Source organism: Anthropogastromicrobium sp. (assembly GCF_037349415.1).
In the GTDB taxonomy this organism is placed as follows: domain Bacteria; phylum Bacillota; class Clostridia; order Lachnospirales; family Lachnospiraceae; genus Anthropogastromicrobium; species Anthropogastromicrobium aceti.
The window spans coordinates 183,493-200,996 of record NZ_JAXWCK010000012.1 but is presented as its reverse complement, the minus strand read 5'-3'; the positions used below and the strand labels follow the sequence as shown (position 1 = coordinate 200,996).

20 protein-coding genes are annotated in these 17,504 nt (G+C 39.4%); 19 read left to right on the top strand and 1 reads right to left on the bottom strand.

All coding sequences use genetic code 11. From position 1 onward, the window contains the following. Positions 1 to 198: 198 nt before the first annotated feature. The 7 genes from WJP93_RS01730 (at position 199) to WJP93_RS01700 (ending at position 7,110) form a co-directional block, all read left to right on the top strand. Positions 199 to 1,173 (top strand): D-2-hydroxyacid dehydrogenase, encoded by a 975-nt coding sequence (locus tag WJP93_RS01730; RefSeq protein WP_066561928.1) that lies wholly within the window; start codon positions 199 to 201, stop codon positions 1,171 to 1,173. 5 nt (positions 1,174 to 1,178) lie between these two features. Further along, positions 1,179 to 3,020: an ABC-F family ATP-binding cassette domain-containing protein gene (locus WJP93_RS01725; RefSeq protein WP_066561926.1), complete on the top strand. Its 1,842-nt coding sequence runs from the start codon at positions 1,179 to 1,181 to the stop codon at positions 3,018 to 3,020. Between the two features lie 25 nt (positions 3,021 to 3,045). After that, the gene (locus tag WJP93_RS01720; RefSeq protein WP_066561920.1) at positions 3,046 to 3,297 is read left to right on the top strand and encodes a hypothetical protein; all 252 of its coding nucleotides are present in this window, start codon (positions 3,046 to 3,048) and stop codon (positions 3,295 to 3,297) included. 156 nt (positions 3,298 to 3,453) lie between these two features. Further along, positions 3,454 to 4,479 (top strand): tyrosine-type recombinase/integrase, encoded by a 1,026-nt coding sequence (locus tag WJP93_RS01715; protein WP_066561916.1) that lies wholly within the window; start codon positions 3,454 to 3,456, stop codon positions 4,477 to 4,479. Positions 4,480 to 4,495: 16 nt separating this feature from the next. Further along, positions 4,496 to 5,104, top strand: coding sequence for a class I SAM-dependent methyltransferase (locus WJP93_RS01710; protein WP_066561915.1), 609 nt, complete (start codon positions 4,496 to 4,498; stop codon positions 5,102 to 5,104). A gap of 299 nt (positions 5,105 to 5,403) precedes the next feature. Next, positions 5,404 to 6,606, top strand: coding sequence for a flagellin lysine-N-methylase (gene fliB, locus WJP93_RS01705; RefSeq protein WP_337546515.1), 1,203 nt, complete (start codon positions 5,404 to 5,406; stop codon positions 6,604 to 6,606). Between the two features lie 15 nt (positions 6,607 to 6,621). Then, positions 6,622 to 7,110 (top strand): LURP-one-related family protein, encoded by a 489-nt coding sequence (locus tag WJP93_RS01700; protein ID WP_337546513.1) that lies wholly within the window; start codon positions 6,622 to 6,624, stop codon positions 7,108 to 7,110. A 53-nt stretch (positions 7,111 to 7,163) separates the two neighbouring features. Here WJP93_RS01700 and WJP93_RS01695 read toward each other — a convergent pair whose 3' ends face one another. Continuing rightward, positions 7,164 to 8,528 carry an MATE family efflux transporter gene (locus WJP93_RS01695; RefSeq protein WP_337546512.1) on the bottom strand — a complete coding sequence of 455 codons (1,365 nt, stop codon included), beginning with the start codon at positions 8,526 to 8,528 and terminating at the stop codon, positions 7,164 to 7,166. Between the two features lie 230 nt (positions 8,529 to 8,758). On the opposite strand from WJP93_RS01695, the gene WJP93_RS01690 reads away from it, so the two are divergent. The 12 genes from WJP93_RS01690 to WJP93_RS01635 all read left to right on the top strand — a co-directional run bounded on the left by WJP93_RS01690 (position 8,759) and on the right by WJP93_RS01635 (position 17,412). Next, the gene (locus tag WJP93_RS01690; protein ID WP_337546511.1) at positions 8,759 to 8,947 is read left to right on the top strand and encodes a hypothetical protein; all 189 of its coding nucleotides are present in this window, start codon (positions 8,759 to 8,761) and stop codon (positions 8,945 to 8,947) included. Positions 8,948 to 8,951: 4 nt separating this feature from the next. Continuing rightward, complete coding sequence (locus WJP93_RS01685; RefSeq protein WP_337546510.1) at positions 8,952 to 9,383, top strand: hypothetical protein; 432 nt, start codon at positions 8,952 to 8,954, stop codon at positions 9,381 to 9,383. Positions 9,384 to 9,471: 88 nt separating this feature from the next. Further along, on the top strand, positions 9,472 to 9,675 hold the full coding sequence (locus tag WJP93_RS01680) for a helix-turn-helix domain-containing protein (protein ID WP_337546509.1): 204 nt from the start codon (positions 9,472 to 9,474) through the stop codon (positions 9,673 to 9,675). A 3-nt stretch (positions 9,676 to 9,678) separates the two neighbouring features. Further along, entirely contained in the window at positions 9,679 to 10,281 is a 603-nt protein-coding gene (locus tag WJP93_RS01675; RefSeq protein WP_337546507.1) for a hypothetical protein, read from the top strand. Positions 10,282 to 10,337: 56 nt separating this feature from the next. After that, positions 10,338 to 11,045, top strand: coding sequence for a ParA family protein (locus tag WJP93_RS01670; protein ID WP_337546506.1), 708 nt, complete (start codon positions 10,338 to 10,340; stop codon positions 11,043 to 11,045). Next, a complete protein-coding gene (locus tag WJP93_RS01665) occupies positions 11,029 to 12,162 on the top strand; it encodes a ParB/RepB/Spo0J family partition protein (protein WP_337546505.1) in 1,134 nt (377 codons plus the stop codon). Before WJP93_RS01670 ends, WJP93_RS01665 begins: the two co-directional genes overlap by 17 nt. Positions 12,163 to 12,186: 24 nt before the next feature. After that, on the top strand, positions 12,187 to 12,678 hold the full coding sequence (locus WJP93_RS01660) for a hypothetical protein (protein ID WP_227100427.1): 492 nt from the start codon (positions 12,187 to 12,189) through the stop codon (positions 12,676 to 12,678). A 21-nt stretch (positions 12,679 to 12,699) separates the two neighbouring features. After that, the gene (locus WJP93_RS01655; RefSeq protein ID WP_337546503.1) at positions 12,700 to 13,632 is read left to right on the top strand and encodes a hypothetical protein; all 933 of its coding nucleotides are present in this window, start codon (positions 12,700 to 12,702) and stop codon (positions 13,630 to 13,632) included. 870 nt (positions 13,633 to 14,502) lie between these two features. Next, positions 14,503 to 14,772, top strand: coding sequence for a helix-turn-helix transcriptional regulator (locus WJP93_RS01650; protein WP_337546502.1), 270 nt, complete (start codon positions 14,503 to 14,505; stop codon positions 14,770 to 14,772). After that, positions 14,750 to 15,343: a hypothetical protein gene (locus WJP93_RS01645; RefSeq protein ID WP_337546500.1), complete on the top strand. Its 594-nt coding sequence runs from the start codon at positions 14,750 to 14,752 to the stop codon at positions 15,341 to 15,343. Before WJP93_RS01650 ends, WJP93_RS01645 begins: the two co-directional genes overlap by 23 nt. A gap of 7 nt (positions 15,344 to 15,350) precedes the next feature. After that, entirely contained in the window at positions 15,351 to 16,052 is a 702-nt protein-coding gene (locus WJP93_RS01640; protein WP_337546499.1) for a Fic/DOC family protein, read from the top strand. Then, positions 16,033 to 17,412, top strand: a complete 1,380-nt coding sequence (locus WJP93_RS01635; RefSeq protein WP_337546496.1) for a hypothetical protein — start codon at positions 16,033 to 16,035, stop codon at positions 17,410 to 17,412. Before WJP93_RS01640 ends, WJP93_RS01635 begins: the two co-directional genes overlap by 20 nt. The last annotated feature ends 92 nt before the right edge of the window (positions 17,413 to 17,504 follow it).

The following is a 17,504-nucleotide window of genomic DNA, read 5'->3' as shown; positions in this document are numbered from 1 at the left end:
TGGAGTATCGCCTTGCCAAGGCGAGGGTCGCGGGTTCGAATCCCGTCTCGCGCTTTATTTTTTTGAAAAAACATAATTAGAGAATAAGAACCTGTTAGTGTTGATGCACTAGCAGGTTCTTTTGTCAGAAAATAAGCGCTTGCCTGTCTGTGTGAAAGATGGTATACTGTCAACGAAAAAAAGAAAAAAGGTGAGAATATGAAAATTGTGGTATTAGACGGATATACAGAAAATCCTGGCGATTTAAGCTGGGATGGTTTTCGCCAGTTTGGAGAAGTAATTGTATACGACAGAACACCGAAAGAACTGATCTTATCTCGTATGGATGGGGCAGAGGTTGTCTTTACTAATAAGGTTGTCATCACAAGAAAGATCATTGAGGCAAGCCCGGCACTTCGTTTTATAGGTACATTGTCAACTGGCTATAATACAGTAGATTTAGAGGCAGCGGATGAGCGACAAATACCGGTCAGCAATATTCCTTCATATAGTACGCAGGCAGTTGCACAGCTTACAATGGCATTGTTGTTAGAGATATGTCATCATGTAGGGGCACATTCAGCTCAGGTTATGGCTGGAAAATGGAGCAGTTGTCCTGATTTTTGTTTTTGGAGTTATCCATCAATGGAGCTTGCTGGAAAGACAATGGGAATCATTGGATATGGAAATATTGGACAGGCAGTTGCACGTTTGGCAGTTGCGTTTGGTATGAATGTGATTGCATATGGTCATCATGGAATCAAAGAAGAACTTATGACAGAGCATGTACGTTCAGTAAGCCTTGAGGAATTATATAAGGAGTCAGATGTAATTAGCCTGCATTGTCCATTAACTAAGGAAAACATGGCAATGATTAGAAAAGACAGCATAGCAAAAATGAAGGATGGTGTAATTTTGCTAAATACAGCAAGAGGTCCGCTGATTTGTGAACAAGATTTAAAAGAAGCACTTGTTTCTGGCAAGGTTAGTTATGCGGCAATGGATGTTGTGGAAACTGAACCAATTCCAGAAGATAGTCCACTTTTAAGCGCACCGAATGTATTGATTACGCCACATATTGCATGGGCAGCAAAAGAAACAAGACAGCGATTGATGGATATAGCTGTTGAAAATTTAAGCGCTTATGTACATGGAAAACCGATTCATGTAGTTAATTTAAAGTCAAAAGGATAAAGAAAATGAATTTATTGTCTTTGGAACAAGCACAAAAAAGTTATGGAGAAAAAGTACTGCTAAAGCAGGCCAACTTTTATTTGAATGAAGGTGAGAAGGTTGGAATAATTGGAATTAACGGAACAGGAAAAACAACACTTCTTCGTATATTAGCAGGAACAGAAGTGCCAGATGAGGGAAGCCGTACAGTGGCTAATCATGTTGTACTTCGTTTCCTGGAACAAAATCCGCAGATGCCGGCAGATATGAGTGTGTTGGAGTATGTGCTGCAGGGAGAAAAGGAAGAAGATAGATGGATTCTTGAACCAGATGCCAAGACATTGCTGATGACTTTTGAGCTGAATGATTTTAATCAGCCATGTGGTCAGCTTTCAGGTGGTCAAAAAAAACGCGCTGCGCTTGCTAAGACGCTTCTTCGTCCAGCAGATATCTTAATTTTGGATGAGCCAACAAATCATCTTGATACAAAGATGGCTGATTGGCTGGAAGATTATCTCAGACGCTATCGCGGAGCCATGATTATGGTAACACATGATCGATATTTTCTTGATCAGGTAACAAATCGCATCACAGAATTAGATCATGCAAGTTTATATTCATACGAGACAAATTATTCGGGCTATCTGCAAAAAAAGGCAGAACGAGAGCAAAATGAAGATTCTGCAGCAGCAAAACGGAAGAATTTGTTACGAACTGAGCTGGAATGGTTAAATCGTGGTGCACGTGCGCGCTCTACAAAGCAGAAGGCTCATATTCAGCGAATTGAAAATTTACAGGAGCAGCGTGGACCAGTTAGAGATCGCACTGTGCAGCTGGACAGTGTTGCAAGCCGTCTTGGAAAGACAACGCTTGAAGTGGAAGGCCTGGCAGGTGGCTATCCGGGTCATGAATGTTTTCATGATTTTTCCTATATTTTTCTAAAAGGAGACAGAATTGGAATTGTAGGACAGAATGGGTGCGGAAAAACTACACTTATGAAGATTTTAGCAGGAACAATTATGCCGCTTAGAGGTACAAGAACAGCAGGTGTGACGCTTAAGATTGGTTATTATACACAGGAGATTGCATCAGATCCGTCAGCAGGTGTTGCCTATATGGATCCGAATAAGAAAGTACTCGATTACATTCGTGATACCGCAGAATATGTTCGCACACCAGAGGGAAGCGTGTCTGCATCCGTTATGCTTGATAGATTTTTATTCCCGCCAGTCGTGCAGCAGCAGCTGATTAAAAGTCTTTCTGGAGGAGAAAAGAAGAGGCTCTATCTTCTTCGCGTCCTTATGGAAGAACCAAATTTTTTGATTTTGGATGAGCCGGCCAATGACCTTGATATTCGCACGATGGAAGTTCTTGAAGATTATCTTGACCGTTTTGAAGGAATTGTGGTAACTGTATCACATGATCGATACTTTTTGGATCGTTGTGTGCGCCGTATGTTTGCCTTTGAAGAAAATCACACATTGCGCCAGTATGAAGGCGGTTATAGTGATTATGCAGCTGTGAAACAAGCTGAGGAGGAAGAAAAACAAAGAGCAGAGCGCGAAAAGGAAAAGAAAAAACAGCAAAAGGCAGAAGAAGTAACGAAAAAACCGGTAAGAGAGCAGAAACTTCGCTTTAGTTACCTTGAACAGCGAGAATATAACACGATTGAAGAAGATATTCAAACGCTGGAGGAAACAATTGAACAGCTTGAAAAGGATATGGATGCGGCGGCGACTGATTTTGTGCGTCTGAGAGAGTTGTCAGAGAAAAAAGAACAAAGCGAAGCACTCCTTGAACAAAAAATGGAACGCTGGGTGTATTTAAGTGATTTGGCAGAGCGTATTGAGGCTCAAAAAAATAGTTAAAATAAATTAGAAAGGTAAGAGAATTATGAATACAAAGAGTTTTTTAATTAAGGATACTACAAAAGAAGAACGTATTGCACTGATAAAAGAGTGGATTCCAGATGATGATGGCTGCAGCGATAATTGTGGAATAAGCCTGTGGGATATGTATGATGCTTATATTAAGGGAGAAAAGGAAATTTCACAGATTAATATGGAATTTAGAGCAAGCTATTACACAGAAGGAGAGCTTGAAGAAAATGCACCTGGATGTGGACAGGGATATACAAGACGATAAGTAATACAAAAAAAGCTAATGCAGAACAATGAAAAGATTGTCTGTATCAGCTTTTTTTGTTGACAAATCATTGGAAATTTGATATAACAATAACATAAAAGTAGCATAACTTAATTAAAAAGAAATTTACTACCAAGTCAATAAAGGAGGCAGCTTATGGAGGAGAGTCAGACATCATCTAAAAAAAGGCGAAGAAATTCTGCAGAAAAGCTGTTGGCAAAACAAAAAGACTATACGTTCAGCAGTGAAGATTTGTTGACGCTTGATCATTGGGAACAAACATTAAAAAACCAGAGAACACGGTCAACATATATTGGAGCAATTTTGTTAGTTTGTGATTATTACCGAAAACCGATTCATGAAATTACACCAGAAGAATGGGTTTTGTATGTAAATAGTGTAATGCCAGATCAAATTGTAAAGCGTGAGATTTCTGTTTCTACATCGCGAATACGTTATTATGCCATTATTGGCTTTCTGGATTTTTACAGTATGAATCATCCATCGTATGCAGAGACGTCAGATCAGTTTTTAAATCCAGCGCATGCACCAACACCAAAGGTGAACAAATATCCAACAGCTGTGCAGATGGCATCTATTTTGCAGGCAATGAAGAAGACAGATATTCAGGTGTATGTTGCAGCGCTTCTCGCTTATGAATGTGCGCTTGCACCGAGTGAGATTATTGAGCTTCAGACTAGCTCATTTATCAGAAATGGAGAGGATGGAACATGTATGCTGTCCGTTCCTGGTAAGGCAAAACGTTTGATAGTTATACGAGAAGACTTGATGGAAGAGATCGAGCACTTTTTTTCAATGGGCGGATATTATGGCGATGACTGGCTTTTACACAATAAATATGGCGGGCAGATGAGGGCGTCTGTTTTGCAGAGAGCATGCAGAAAGGCACAGCAGGAAGTAATTAATGCAGGTATCATATTAGAGCCATATTCACTGATTTCAATCCGAAGTGCGGCAATTCATCGTTTTTTGATGTCAGATGGTGCAAAGGGTACTAGTACGGCACAATATGCAGGAATCAGTGAGGCATATGCGCTTCAGATGCAAAGTGTCGGGTTGGCATCAGCTGTCCAGCTTCCAGGAACGAAGCGTGGCTATACTATTTCAGATCTGCTTGATTCCTCAAATGAAGAAAGCAGCAAAAAAACACAACAGAAATAAGAAAGGAATACAGCGAATGGGACAAAGTGAAGAACAGTTGGAGAGTCAATGGGACAAAATGTTGAAAATTAAAACTACAGGGCGTGATGACAGTCATGCGGATGCCTTTTGTTATCCATATGAGCCAACACCATATTGTGTATTAGAGCGCTTGTCTAACAGCGGTTTGATTCAAAAAAAACAGACAGTCTTGGATTATGGAACAGGAAAGGGAAGAGTGTGTTTTTTTCTTTCATATCAGACGCGCTGCCATAGTGTTGGTATTGAGTATGATGAGCGTATTTTTGCAGGAGCAGAACAAAACAGAGAAAATGCGGTTTCAGGTGCGCGTACACAATTTGTTCTTGCCAATGCAGAAAGTTATGAAGTACCATCAGATGTGAGTTTTTGCTATTTCTTTAATCCATTTTCAGTAGAAATCCTAAAGAGAGTAGTAGCAAGGATTCTTGAATCTTATTATGAGAATTCAAGGCCGATTCAGCTTATGTTTTATTATCCGTCAGATGAATATGTAAGTTTTTTGATGACGCAAGATGAGCTGATGTTTTCTGATGAGATTGACTGCAGAGATTTGTTTGATGGAAATGACAGCAGAGAGAAGATTTTGGTGTTTGATGTGGGGTAAGTTGGAAAGCTAATTTGGGGTGGAGTATATAAAATACATAACATAAAAGTAGCATAACTTATAAAGAATAAAATTTTACACCCAAAACTTCCCTTTCAAAAATACACACACTTACCCAACAAACCACCACTAAAAATTGCTATTGGAAAATTAACGGCAGTGGCGGGCGGAGAGAAATCGGTATCCCCCACTGACATGAGGCAAGTCACAGTCGGCTTTGTGCTGACATGTCAGACTCTGTGAAATTACCGACTGTGGATTGAAACAATAAAAAAGAAAGAGAACTGAAAGAAAACTATATGATAATTAGAAAACCAGAATATTATGATGAATTTGTCTGCACTGCCAATAAATGTCCATTCACCTGCTGCCGTGAGTGGAAAATCGAAGTGGATGACGAGACAAATGAAAAATGGAAGAAATTACAAGCACCGGAGGGTGTATATCCAGTTCGAAAGAATATGAGTCAATACACACAAAAAAAGGACAATATGCGAGTGATTGCGTTAAATAAAAAACATATATGTCCTTTCTTAAATGAACAAAAGCTGTGCCGGCTGGTATGTACATTTGGCGATGACGTTTTATCAAAGACTTGCCGTATTTTTCCAAGAGAAATTCATAAGTTTTTAGATCAAGAGGAATTTTTCCTTATGCCGTCATGTCCAGCTGTTATTGACTTGATGAAAAAATATCCGAATTGCAATTATATTGAAACAGGGGCAGAAAACATCGAGAAAGAGAAAAATCCTGAATTTAATAAATTAAATTTTTTAAGAAATGTACGCAGCATATTTTCTGATTGGATGAGAAGAAAAGAATTTGATCCACAGGAAAATTTAAAACATATTTTCTTTGCTGCACTTGAGCTATGGCGTATTTGGCAGGAAAACAGTAATGAAGATTTCTTATTTTCAGATGATTTCAATGCTCAGATTAAAAAGAATCTTAAAGAGTATAAAACAAAAAAGCTTCAAAAAGAACTGGCGGATGCCATTTCGAAAATTCCTTCTGATCAGGAATCAGCCATTTTTGAACAAAATGAATTGTTTTTAGATTTGACAACTAATTATGAAAGAGAAGGCTTGTATAAGAGTGAGCTAAAGGATGTGCTTAACAAAGCAAGACTAATTGAGGAAGAAAACAGCACATTCCTTTTGGAACAGAAAAGAAAATTTAATGGTCATTTTTCAAAATGGCAGGAATTATTTAGAAGCTTTCTGACAGCAGAAATTGAATCAGACTGTCTGCTTCCTGATGGAAACCTGCAGGATTTTATTGTTCATCTGGAATGGATTGCACTTGAATATACAGCGATCAAACAATTTCTCTTTCTGGATTGGATGCAAAATGGTTCTTTGACATATGAAAAGATACGCGACACAATCACGTTAGTTTGTCGTATGACTGGATATGAGGAAGATGACATTTACGAGTACATGCAGGATTGTTTTGATGATGTTGTGTGGGAGTGGGGATATTTGGCATTTATTTTGACGTAAGGGAGGAATGATGTAATGAGGTTATTATTTCGACAGAGATTTTTTTCATGGTTTGACAGCTATGATATTTATAACGAGAATGAAGAAACTGTATACACAGTAAAAGGTCAGCTCTCAATTGGACATTGCCTGGCGATTTATGATGCAAATAATAATCGCATAGGAATGGTACAGGAAAAGTTTTTAACATTTCTTCCTAAATTTGAAATCTACGAATATGATCTGCAAAATAATTGTCGGTATATTGGCCAAATCAGCAAGGAATTTACTTTTTTTAAGCCAAGATATAATATTGATTTCAATGGGTGGCAGATTGAGGGAAGCTGGACTGAGTGGGATTATTCTATCTTAGATTCAAACGGACGAAATATTGCGCAAATCTCAAAGGAACTGTTTCATATGACAGATACTTATGTATTAGATATTGCACGACCATCAGATGCATTGCATGTATTAATGTTTGTTTTGGCTATGGATGCAGAAAAATGTTCTAGAAATAATTAAATAAAGACCTTCCAGTTGTTCGTTGAAAAATGAACAGCGGAAGGTCTGTATTGTTATAAATGCGATTCAGTTTTACCTGTCAGTGTATGGCGGTAAACATGGAAGAAATATATATTCTCCGCAATTGCAGTGATTCCCCAAGAGAATACATATAGGATGTAGAGCGACTGGATGGTATGGAAATAGGCGAATATCGTATATATCCAAATGATACGAAATACGCATGATCCCATAACAACAACAAAAGTAGGAACAGCTGTCTTTCCAAGACCTCTTGAGGCAGCAATGGAAGCATCCATAAAAGCCGAGGCACTATAAGAAAGCGCCATAATAGAAAGTCTTGTAATACCAGCTTCCACAACAGCCTTATCACTTGTAAACAGATAAAGAAACGGATATCTTGCAAGATAAATGCCTACACCAAGTACTAAGCTTGTAATAAAAGAGTAAAACAAACATATCAAATAGGTTTGCAGAATACGTTTCTTTTTCCGTGCACCAAAATTTTGGGCAATAAAACTGGAACAGGCTGTATAAAAAGCAGCCATCATATCATATACAAGAGGATCTGCATTTGCAGCGGCAGAGTTTCCTTCTACAAGAACATGGTCAAAGGAATTGACACTGCTTTGCACAAACAAATTGGCGAAGGCAAATAGTGAGTACTGGAAAGCAGAAGGAATTCCAATTTGTAAAATACCGACTGCTTTTCTTTTGTCTAAGCGAATTTCTGATAAACGCAGACAATATTTTTCCTTTCCTGTCAACAGTGCCCGCAAGATTAAAAATGCAGAGATGAACTGTGAAATCATACTTGCAAGTGCAACACCAGCAACACCAAGGTGACATACAATAACGAAGAATAAATTTAAAATGACATTTACAACACCTGCGAAAGCAAGATAATATAGCGGTCGTTTCGTATCTCCGGCAGCGCTAAGCACCGCATTTCCAAAGTTGTATAATCCAAGTGCAGGCATACCAAGCAGATAGATTCGAAGGTACAATACAGCTCCATCAATAAGTTCATCCTTTGTATTCATTAAAGCAAGAATATTGTGAGAAAAAAGAATGCCAAATACAGTTATTAAAATACCACCTGCCAGACAGATAATTACCGCAGTATGTACAGTGCGCTTTACCCCTTCATCATCCTTTGATCCAATGTGAAGTGCAGTTAGTGCGTTTACACCGCTGGCAAGACCAAGCAAAATTCCAGTAAATAACGTGACAAGAATGCTGGTAGAACCAACAGCACCGAGTGCAATTGGTCCTGCAAATTTTCCTACTACTGCCACATCTGACATATTAAACAAAACCTGCAGGATGTTTGTGAACATCAGCGGAACGCTGTACACAAAAATTTTTTTCCAAAGGGATCCGCTGCATAGATCCATTTCATGTGATTTGCTGCTCATAAAAAATAGTTACTCCTTTTAGTAGATGCTCTCACTATCATAACGCTAAAATAAAAAAAAGCAAGCGAAAAAACAACAATATAATAATCGAAGGGTAAGTTTTATAATGAACGCGAAAGGATAAAATCCTAGCGCATTCCAAATATAGTAAGAACAAAAAAGCGTTAAGGACAAAATCCTTAGCGCTTTTTATTTTGCAGAAAAATAAAAAAGAAAGGGGATTTGTACTGATGAGAAAAAAAGCTAAATCCATTACATGGAAAGATCGTCAACGAATCGAACTGCTGCTAAAGGTTGATTTGCCAGTTACTCAGATTGCAGCAGACATTGGAGTAACACGAGGGGCTATCTATCAAGAGATTACACGAGGCGGTCAGCCGTATAGTGCTGATCTCGCGCAAAAGAATGTGGGGGCATAGACATATGATACTTCGGAAAGTAGCAATAGAATTAACCGAAAAACAATACGAAAGATTATGTCAGGTGGCAGCAAGTTACGGAAAAACGGTTGGAAAGGTAGTACAAACATTTGCTGAAGAGTTACCAGAAAATGAAGTGCTCCAAGACTGGCTGAAACAAAAGCAGGAAAGAAACTTCTTGGCATATCTATCAGAAAAAGGAAAGTTAGAATTGATGACATCGCTGGTTGAGAGAACGGCATCTTATCAGACAGATATTTCGGACGCGTATGCAAAGGGAAAAAGTAAAGCAGTTTCGCTTGCAGAAGAAAAACTAAAAACAAGTTGGAAGCTGATCCAAGAGGAGTATATCCAATATAAGCAAGAGAATGAGGAAGCAAAACCTCTCATTGATGAGTTACAAACAATAAGAAATTGGAAGTTGCATGGGAACTAATCAAGGACGAATACAAAAAGTACAAAAATAAAGAAATAAATGTACAGCCATTTGCAGGCGAATTGGAAAAAATAAAGGAATGGAAATCATGGAAAACAAAGAAGTAAAGCGTTTCAAAAGACTGAAATATGCAGACAGAATAAAAATCGAGGAACTTTTGAATCAAGATTACTCGAAAGATGAAATTGCAAATCAGTTGCATGTGCATCGAGCAACGATTTATCGCGAGATCGCAAGGACTGGAGAGCCATATAGTGCGGAGGAAGCACAGCGTAGATTGACAGGAGATTGACAAATGGAAGAACAAATTATCACAGTACACGTTCCGAAAGATCAATACCGCAAATTTGCTAAACTAGCAGGACAGGTCAATGTGCCAATGCAAATGATCCTATCTCAGTTTGTGGCAGATTGTGTAAGTGATAGATGGGGGACTGCCGAGGGAACCACGGCAAAAGATTGGTTCGGAAATCACTGGTGGAGTGCTTTTGAACGAGCAGATTTTTTCGGATGGTTGGCTCAGAGCAATCAGCTGGATGAAATACTGGAGGCACAGCAAAAACTAGAAAGTTGCAAAAAAGAAATCACAAGCTTGCAAAAAGGGCTAGAAACTGGATACATAGAAGCAGGTGGAGTCTTCTATAACTGGAAGACTGTGATTTCGGCAGATTTAACTCCGAGATACAAGACAAGAAACGAATGGGAAGCGGATCAAAAAGAGCGCATTCGCGAACAAAAAGTAATCAAAACAGAACAAGAAAGTATGATTCTTGACTTTTGGATTCGGTATCAAGACTACAAAAAGGCGGAATATAAAAATGAAACAGGAGAGGAAGAGTCTTTAAAAGAGGAACTAAAGAAGCTACGCCAATGGCGAAAGCAAGTGCATTGGGACTAGTAACTAAAGGCAAATTGCAATAACTATCAAATTAACAAAGGAGCAGACGAAAAATTATGAAGACAATTGCATTTTACAACAACAAGGGCGGTGTTGGAAAAACTACACTAGCAGCCAATATTGGCTATAACTTATCAACTATGGGATACCGTGTATTGCTGGTAGACTGTGATCCGCAGGGCAACTTATCATCATTTTTTGGACGATACGACCTTACCAAAAAGGGGTTAATGCAGGCATTGGGAGGACAGTTACGCTGCATCTATCGCACAACATACAAAGGACTGGATATTTTGCCTGGCAATATCTATAGTGAGGCACTTACACCACAGCCACAGACCATGTCAGCACTGTTGCAGGGATACGAAGCACATTATGATTATTGCATCTTGGATTGTGCACCAGCTTTTTCACGATTGACGGAGTCAGCCGTGCAAGCATCCGATCAGGTTATTATCCCGATCAAGTTGGATAATTTTTCGATTGAAGGTATCGACACAACGATGTCAAAGCTTGCAGATCCATCGGCAGCGCATGTTGTGATTAACGCATTTGCACCATCAAGAGCAGCTAAGGATTTCTTGACAAAGTTGGTTCAGACATATGATTATCCGCTGTGTGAGACATTGGTGCGCTACTCGACCGTAGTGGACGCAGCTAACTATCGCAAAAAACCATTAGCAAAGAAAGCAAAATTTCACTGGGTTACAGCAGATATGATGGATCTAACAGAGGAGGTATGCGGATATGGCATCGCTAACTGATACACTTACAGGACTCAAAAATAAACCGGAAGCTTCTGGCTCAACACAGCAGCGTTATCCAGTGCAATATATCAATTATGCTTGTCTTGAGGCATCTGCATATAACTTTTATCCAATGTCGGAGATTGAGGATCTAGCAGATGCAATTGAGCTTGCAGGAGGCATTCTGCAGCCCCTTCTGGTACGCAGAAAGGCACCGGGACACTACGAAATTATCGCTGGACATCGTCGTTGGACAGCAGCAAAGCATCTGGTAGAGCAGGGACGGACACAGTATGCAATGCTTCCGTGCCATGTGCAGGACGGAAATGAATTAGTGGCAAGAATCAATCTGATTGTGACAAACTCTCAGCGAGAGAAAACCCCGTACATAAAAATGCAAGAAATCACAGAACTAGAGCAATTATTGCAAGAATTAGCATCGGGATCAGAAGAAGAAAAGGCGAAATTTACGCGAATCACTGGAGTGAAACTTGGTGCAGGAGAAACGGTTACAGCGAGAGTGCTTCGCAAGCTGGTTGCTAAAAAAGCAGGGTTATCAGAGACAAATGTTGCCAGATTAAAGCATATTAACCAGAACCTCGAACCTGCGCTAAAAGAAGCAATGGAAGCTGGAAAAATTGGCATTTCCGTAGCAAATGAACTTGCAAGTATGAAACCAGAAGAACAGCAGATGGTAGCAAAGCAGATCAACGCAGGTGAAAAGATCACGCTACAACCAAAAGAAAAAAATGTTAAGGCAAAAGAAAAGCAGGATGCAGCAGAGTCAAGAAGCGTGTCCGAATCGGACACAACGCAAAACAAACAGTCAGAAAGCCAAAAGATTGTAAAGACAGAGCAGCACGAGGAGGAGCAGCTTCCGGGGCAGATCAGCGTAGATGATTATGTTTCGGAGGGATTTGAGTTGCGTGGTACTAATAAGGAAGAGATTGATGTTGCAGTATCGGTAGATGATGTAGCAAAAAAGGAAAGTAGTACAACAACAGAAAATGATTTGATGCAGAGCTTGGCTCACGACTATCTGACATTGTATGAGCGAGAAGATGGCAGCGAGACAGAATGGCAAGCTATGCATAAGCAGCTGGCAGACTACTTTGCAAGTCTACTCAAAGGATAAGCAGAAGTGGGGAAAGGGGAAACTATGCTCACAACCGAGGAAATAACGGAAATGTTGATGCATCACGATGAGCTGCTGGAGATGTATCGGATGCAGATCAACGAATTAACAAAAGAGTATGATGCAGAGAATGATCTAATCGAAATGACACAACTGCATAGCCCCCAATACGGCATTGTTGGCAAAAGTAGTAATCAGATGAATCTCGATCAAGTATATCAGAAAGTTGAAAAGCAGCGTAAGGAATATCAAGAAGCAATTTGTTCCGAACTCCAAAGAGTACTGGAACTATACAATCAGGTGCAGCAGATTCATCTGTGCTACTTGCATTTGCCACAAAAACAAAAAAGTGTTTTAAGAGAGCTGTATATTAACCGCAAGTTTTACAAAGAAATTGAGCGCCCAGGCTTGTCGGAGCGAACGATCCATCGCTTGAGAAAGCAAGGATTAGAAACAATTAAGGCATGGTATGAATCTAATCGCTTTGACAGTACAACGGCTCAAAAAGCAAAATAAAAGGAAAGGAGTGATAAACAAATGAGAAAGATCCGCGCAGGCATTGTGAAGAAATTAGAGGGGGCAAAGTTGACGAACTCTGAATTAAGCATTTTTCTATATTTGTGCCAATATCAAACCGATATTGGCACAGTATCAGGCGTATATTATAAAGATATTTGTGCTGCGCTGGATCTATCATATCAGACTTTTTATTCGGGGGTGTATAAGTTGCGTGACTGTGGCTTAATCACCTTATGGAAAGCAGATCACATTGATTGGGATATACAGATCGTAGGTAATGACTGTAGCAATATCGAAGAAGTAAAAAAAGAAGGCTATCTGTCTGTTGCAGATGGTCTATTCGCGTCGAAAAAATTCCAAAAATTGAAAGTAAATGAAAAAATTATGGCAATGCGCTTGCTGATCTATTGCAGATCCGGTCAAAGAACATATAAAGAAGCGAAACAAAACTTCCGAAAGAAGATGACACAGCTTCTTGGATGTAAGCTTCGTGCCTTGAAAGAGTATCTTACAGCACTTAAAGCATTGTTTTACATCGGCATCAAGGATGGAATGTATCTCATCACTATTCGTCGAGAGATTGTGGATAGAGACTGGAGAGCCGCTAAAGATACAGAGTTGGAGTATGGACAGCAAGTACATGCAGCTTGCAACCGAAACAAAATCAAAGAAGACGAGCAGGCAAAGAAGGATACAGCAGAGCTAGCAAAGCAGTATCGTAAAGATATTAAAGCCATGCAGGAAGCAGGTAAATTACCTTCGGATTTATTTGGATATTTAATTGGTAAGGCTGCAAAAGAGGGAGGAATGACTGGCAAACTGAATCCTAAATACATACACAAGATTTTACGATTGGAAATCGCAAACTTTTACAAGAAAGCAAATGACTTTAATGATAATTTCATAAAAAAGTCATTGAAAAAGTTAGACGATATGATGCCAGTGATGTAAGGTAAAGAGAATATAGGCTTAAATAGGCTGCCTGAATGAAGACAGTCTTTTTTGCGTACAGTAAAACATAGATTTAAGGAAATATTATAAAGAAAGAGGAGACAGAGTGGATGCAGTTCAATCTCGAAGGGGGAAAGGGCTGCATTTAGGCAAAAAAGTCATTCTAATTTTGGGGTACATTTTCAGAAACCATTCTAATTTTGCGCATTAAAAAAAATAACCATTCTAATTTCATGGTTAAATGTGGATAACTTTATTCTAATGTTGCACCTTTTAAAATTTAAAGAATATAAGTAAAATTAAGGCTTTTAAGCTGAGAGTCTACAGTGTATATTTATTCCTTTTTTCTTTATCCTTCCTTTCCTATAGAAAGAAAATTATACCTATTGCAATTAAGCGCTTAGGCTATGCCTAGCATATTAGAAAAAAACTTCCTGTGGCTTCGAGGAAGGTTAAAATGAAATCGAAAAATAAATGAGAAAAGCAAGTTGGATAAAGATCAACCCGGATAAAAAAGAAAAGCGGAAGTCTTGATCCCGCAAGCGGGAAAATAAAATTTAACAAGGAATAAAAAAGCGGAAAAATTTACATATTGGATTTTGAAAAAAATAAGAATTATATCACATACAAATACCAAAGTCAATAGTTTGGCAGGATTGGCAGAAAAAGGCATTTTTTGGCAGTTCGTGGCAGGATTTTGTCCTTGATGGCAGGAAATAGTTGTTGTATAGTATAATTGCATTAAGTGAATGCGAACCAAAGCGGGTGAAGGAGCATTGTCGGAAGCGACAGTGCTTTTTCCATCTTTGGTGAAAATGTCTCTTGACAACGTGAGGCTTATAAGCTACACTATGGTTAGGAGGGATTGTCATGGAAGAAAATGAAATTTTTGTAGAAGAGCTGATTGAACGGCTAATGGAATATTACAGCAGGATTAGGAAAGAAAGTGGTGTCAGTCAATCTGAACTGGAGAGAATCACGGGCATGTCTCGATCAACAATTAACCGCTATGAGAGAAGAAAGCTGATGCCAACTGTCCGTGCAATGGATACGCTGTTAGTGCCAGTAGGATACCGATTAGCAATCGTACCGCTGGAAGAAGATAAGGAGGAGCAGGATGAGGAAAACATTGATTTGTAGTCTGATTGGGTTGGTTGGATGTACATGGATGGCAGGATGCCAGGATAAACCAGATGGCGCACAGACCATTATCATAGAGTTAGCTGATCCATCGGATCAGGTAGAAGAAACGAAGGAAGAACTGTCAGATGAAAGCATATCTGAATCAGATACAGAGATGGAGACAGGTGAAACACAGTCGGAAGAAATGCCAGAAATCATTGGTTTTGAAGAAAACGTAGAATTTGCGTACAAGCAGGTTAGTTCGAATGATCCGATTATCGGTTTGTTGTTGGAAAATGTGATCCCTGATGTGCAGGTAAAGGACTTCGAGATCACAGACGCGCAGGCATATCAAAATGGGGAAAGAGTTACTCCAACAGGGGAGATTACATTTACTTTGAATGTTGAACCGGATGCAAGCGTCATACTGTATCGTTTAAATGCAGATGGTGAGTTGGTTTCAGAAGCGTTGGAAGTAACTGATGGAGCAGTATCCTATGAATCGACAGGATGTGGAAGATGGTTGATTTTGGATACGCTTTTGGAGCAGGAAACAGAGAGTGTGTCCGAATCGGACACGGAAGGATGAGTGAAAAATGGCAGCATTAAAAAATAAACTGGGAATTACTAATTCTACAGAATTGGCGAGAGAAGAGGAGCGAATCAGTAAAAGAAAAGCAGCAGAGATGTTTGAAAGTGGAATGCTTGATGAAATGATTCCCGGAAGTTATAGAGCATTGCAGGCAATTCACAATCAGCTATTTTGTGATGTTTATGAATTTGCAGGTCAAACTAGAACAGTTAATATTGCAAAAGGAAATTTTCGATTTGCACCAGTCATGTATTTGGATGCAGCATTGAAAAATGTTGAGAAAATGCCACAGTCTACATTTGATGAGATTGTGGAAAAGTATGTTGAAATGAATATTGCGCATCCGTTTCGAGAGGGGAATGGACGAAGTACCCGTATTTGGCTGGATCAAATTTTAAAAAAGGAGCTTGGAAAAGTCGTTGATTGGAGCAAAGTTGATAAAGACGATTATCTTCTGGCAATGGAGAGAAGCCCTATTAAAGATATAGAGATAAAGGTGATTCTTCAAAATGCATTAACTGACCAAATTGATGATCGAGAGATGTTTATGAAGGGTGTTGACCATAGTTATGAATATGAAGGCTATCATAGCTATAGAACTGAAGATCTTATCAAGAATACACGGAATAAAAGCAAAAAAACGGTTAGTAAAAATGTCATAGAAAAACAGGAAGAGGAGGAGCAAGATGAAGAAATTGAACGATAAAAAAATTAGTGTTTTAGCAGCTACAGCATTGACAGTATCTCTTGTGATGCCTACTGTACAGATGATTCCGGCAGAAGAAACGGAAGTGTTAGATCAATATATGATTATTGAACTAGAACCGCTTGCTAAGCTGGAAGTAGATGTGCAGCAGACAGAAAACTCTTCTGAGGAGCAGTCAACAGAAGAGTTTTCAGAAGTTGTGTCCGATTCGGACACAGTATTGTTTGCATTAAATGATTTTATAGGGGACGATTATAGCATAACAGGAATTAGCATGGATGAGCCAATCATTGCACAGTTGCTGTCACAGACTACTGACTATCAGGACTATGATTCGATTGCCTTGTATGATCTTATTTCGAATCAGCAGTCAGCTGATTCGCTGTATGACTTTAATTTGCAGATACCAGAAAATGCCGATGTTACATTATATCAGACAATAGATGGTCAGCTACAAAAGGATACGTTAGATGTAGCATATGTAGATGAGGAGTATAACCGTCTGCCACTAATTAGCTATCAGTCAGAGACAAATCATTGGTTAGTACTGCACTTGGGAAGTGATCAGGATAAGCATGGTGTGTTCGAATCGGACACGGAAGACGCAGCAAGAGAAACAGAAAGTGCCGCAGAATCACTTGAGGGAAAGGTAGAGAACGAAAAGGAAACTGACCCAGCAGAATCCTCACAAGAAGTTGCAAAGGTTCCAGAAAGCAAAGAACCTTCCACTAAAGCGCCAGAGACAAAACCAAATCAGAGCAAGCCTACTCCTTCAACGTCTGCACCGACTACAACACCATCGACTGCTGCTCCGAGTACAAAAGCTCCAGAAACAAAGGCACCGGAAACAACAGCACATACGCATAACTGGGTAGCTGTGACAACAACAGTTCATCATGATGCTGTCACAAGTCAAGTATGGAAAGAGGACTCGGCAGCGTGGGATGAAACAGTGATCACGAAGGCAGCATGGGATGAGCAGGTATTAGTTCAGGATGCGTATGATGAAAATAAGTTAGTGCAAGATGCATATGATGAGCCAGTGTATGAGTGGGTAGATATTTGTAATAGATGCGGACATGTATTTTTAGATCCTAATGAGGACATCAATGAACACATGGCTGCAGGATGCTGGTCAAGTTGGCATGCTGAAATGATGCAGACAGGTTCTGTCCATCATGATGCTGTTTACCAGACAGTTCATCACGATGCTGTTTATCAGACGGTTCATCATGATGCGGAGACAACAGTTGTCCATCATGATGCAACAGGGCATTATGAGACAGTGGTAACGCAGGCAGCATGGGATGAGACAGTAGTTACAGGATATACCTGCTCAGGTTGTGGGGCAACCAAATAAATAGCAACAAAGAAAAACTATAACTAAGATACAGAAGAAAAAGCACTTTGCGAAAGACGTGTATACGTTTTCAAGCTGGTGCTTTTTTTGTA

What these genes read in the sequence shown, in the direction of transcription:
- WJP93_RS01730 (WP_066561928.1), top strand. Translation starts at nt 199, where the DNA reads ATGAAAATTGTGGTATTAGACGGATATACAGAAAATCCTGGCGATTTA.
- WJP93_RS01725 (WP_066561926.1), top strand. Translation starts at nt 1,179, where the DNA reads ATGAATTTATTGTCTTTGGAACAAGCACAAAAAAGTTATGGAGAAAAA.
- WJP93_RS01720 (WP_066561920.1), top strand. Translation starts at nt 3,046, where the DNA reads ATGAATACAAAGAGTTTTTTAATTAAGGATACTACAAAAGAAGAACGT.
- WJP93_RS01715 (WP_066561916.1), top strand. Translation starts at nt 3,454, where the DNA reads ATGGAGGAGAGTCAGACATCATCTAAAAAAAGGCGAAGAAATTCTGCA.
- WJP93_RS01710 (WP_066561915.1), top strand. Translation starts at nt 4,496, where the DNA reads ATGGGACAAAGTGAAGAACAGTTGGAGAGTCAATGGGACAAAATGTTG.
- fliB (WP_337546515.1), top strand. Translation starts at nt 5,404, where the DNA reads ATGATAATTAGAAAACCAGAATATTATGATGAATTTGTCTGCACTGCC.
- WJP93_RS01700 (WP_337546513.1), top strand. Translation starts at nt 6,622, where the DNA reads ATGAGGTTATTATTTCGACAGAGATTTTTTTCATGGTTTGACAGCTAT.
- WJP93_RS01695 (WP_337546512.1), bottom strand. Translation starts at nt 8,528, where the DNA reads ATGAGCAGCAAATCACATGAAATGGATCTATGCAGCGGATCCCTTTGG.
- WJP93_RS01690 (WP_337546511.1), top strand. Translation starts at nt 8,759, where the DNA reads ATGAGAAAAAAAGCTAAATCCATTACATGGAAAGATCGTCAACGAATC.
- WJP93_RS01685 (WP_337546510.1), top strand. Translation starts at nt 8,952, where the DNA reads ATGATACTTCGGAAAGTAGCAATAGAATTAACCGAAAAACAATACGAA.
- WJP93_RS01680 (WP_337546509.1), top strand. Translation starts at nt 9,472, where the DNA reads ATGGAAAACAAAGAAGTAAAGCGTTTCAAAAGACTGAAATATGCAGAC.
- WJP93_RS01675 (WP_337546507.1), top strand. Translation starts at nt 9,679, where the DNA reads ATGGAAGAACAAATTATCACAGTACACGTTCCGAAAGATCAATACCGC.
- WJP93_RS01670 (WP_337546506.1), top strand. Translation starts at nt 10,338, where the DNA reads ATGAAGACAATTGCATTTTACAACAACAAGGGCGGTGTTGGAAAAACT.
- WJP93_RS01665 (WP_337546505.1), top strand. Translation starts at nt 11,029, where the DNA reads ATGGCATCGCTAACTGATACACTTACAGGACTCAAAAATAAACCGGAA.
- WJP93_RS01660 (WP_227100427.1), top strand. Translation starts at nt 12,187, where the DNA reads ATGCTCACAACCGAGGAAATAACGGAAATGTTGATGCATCACGATGAG.
- WJP93_RS01655 (WP_337546503.1), top strand. Translation starts at nt 12,700, where the DNA reads ATGAGAAAGATCCGCGCAGGCATTGTGAAGAAATTAGAGGGGGCAAAG.
- WJP93_RS01650 (WP_337546502.1), top strand. Translation starts at nt 14,503, where the DNA reads ATGGAAGAAAATGAAATTTTTGTAGAAGAGCTGATTGAACGGCTAATG.
- WJP93_RS01645 (WP_337546500.1), top strand. Translation starts at nt 14,750, where the DNA reads ATGAGGAAAACATTGATTTGTAGTCTGATTGGGTTGGTTGGATGTACA.
- WJP93_RS01640 (WP_337546499.1), top strand. Translation starts at nt 15,351, where the DNA reads ATGGCAGCATTAAAAAATAAACTGGGAATTACTAATTCTACAGAATTG.
- WJP93_RS01635 (WP_337546496.1), top strand. Translation starts at nt 16,033, where the DNA reads ATGAAGAAATTGAACGATAAAAAAATTAGTGTTTTAGCAGCTACAGCA.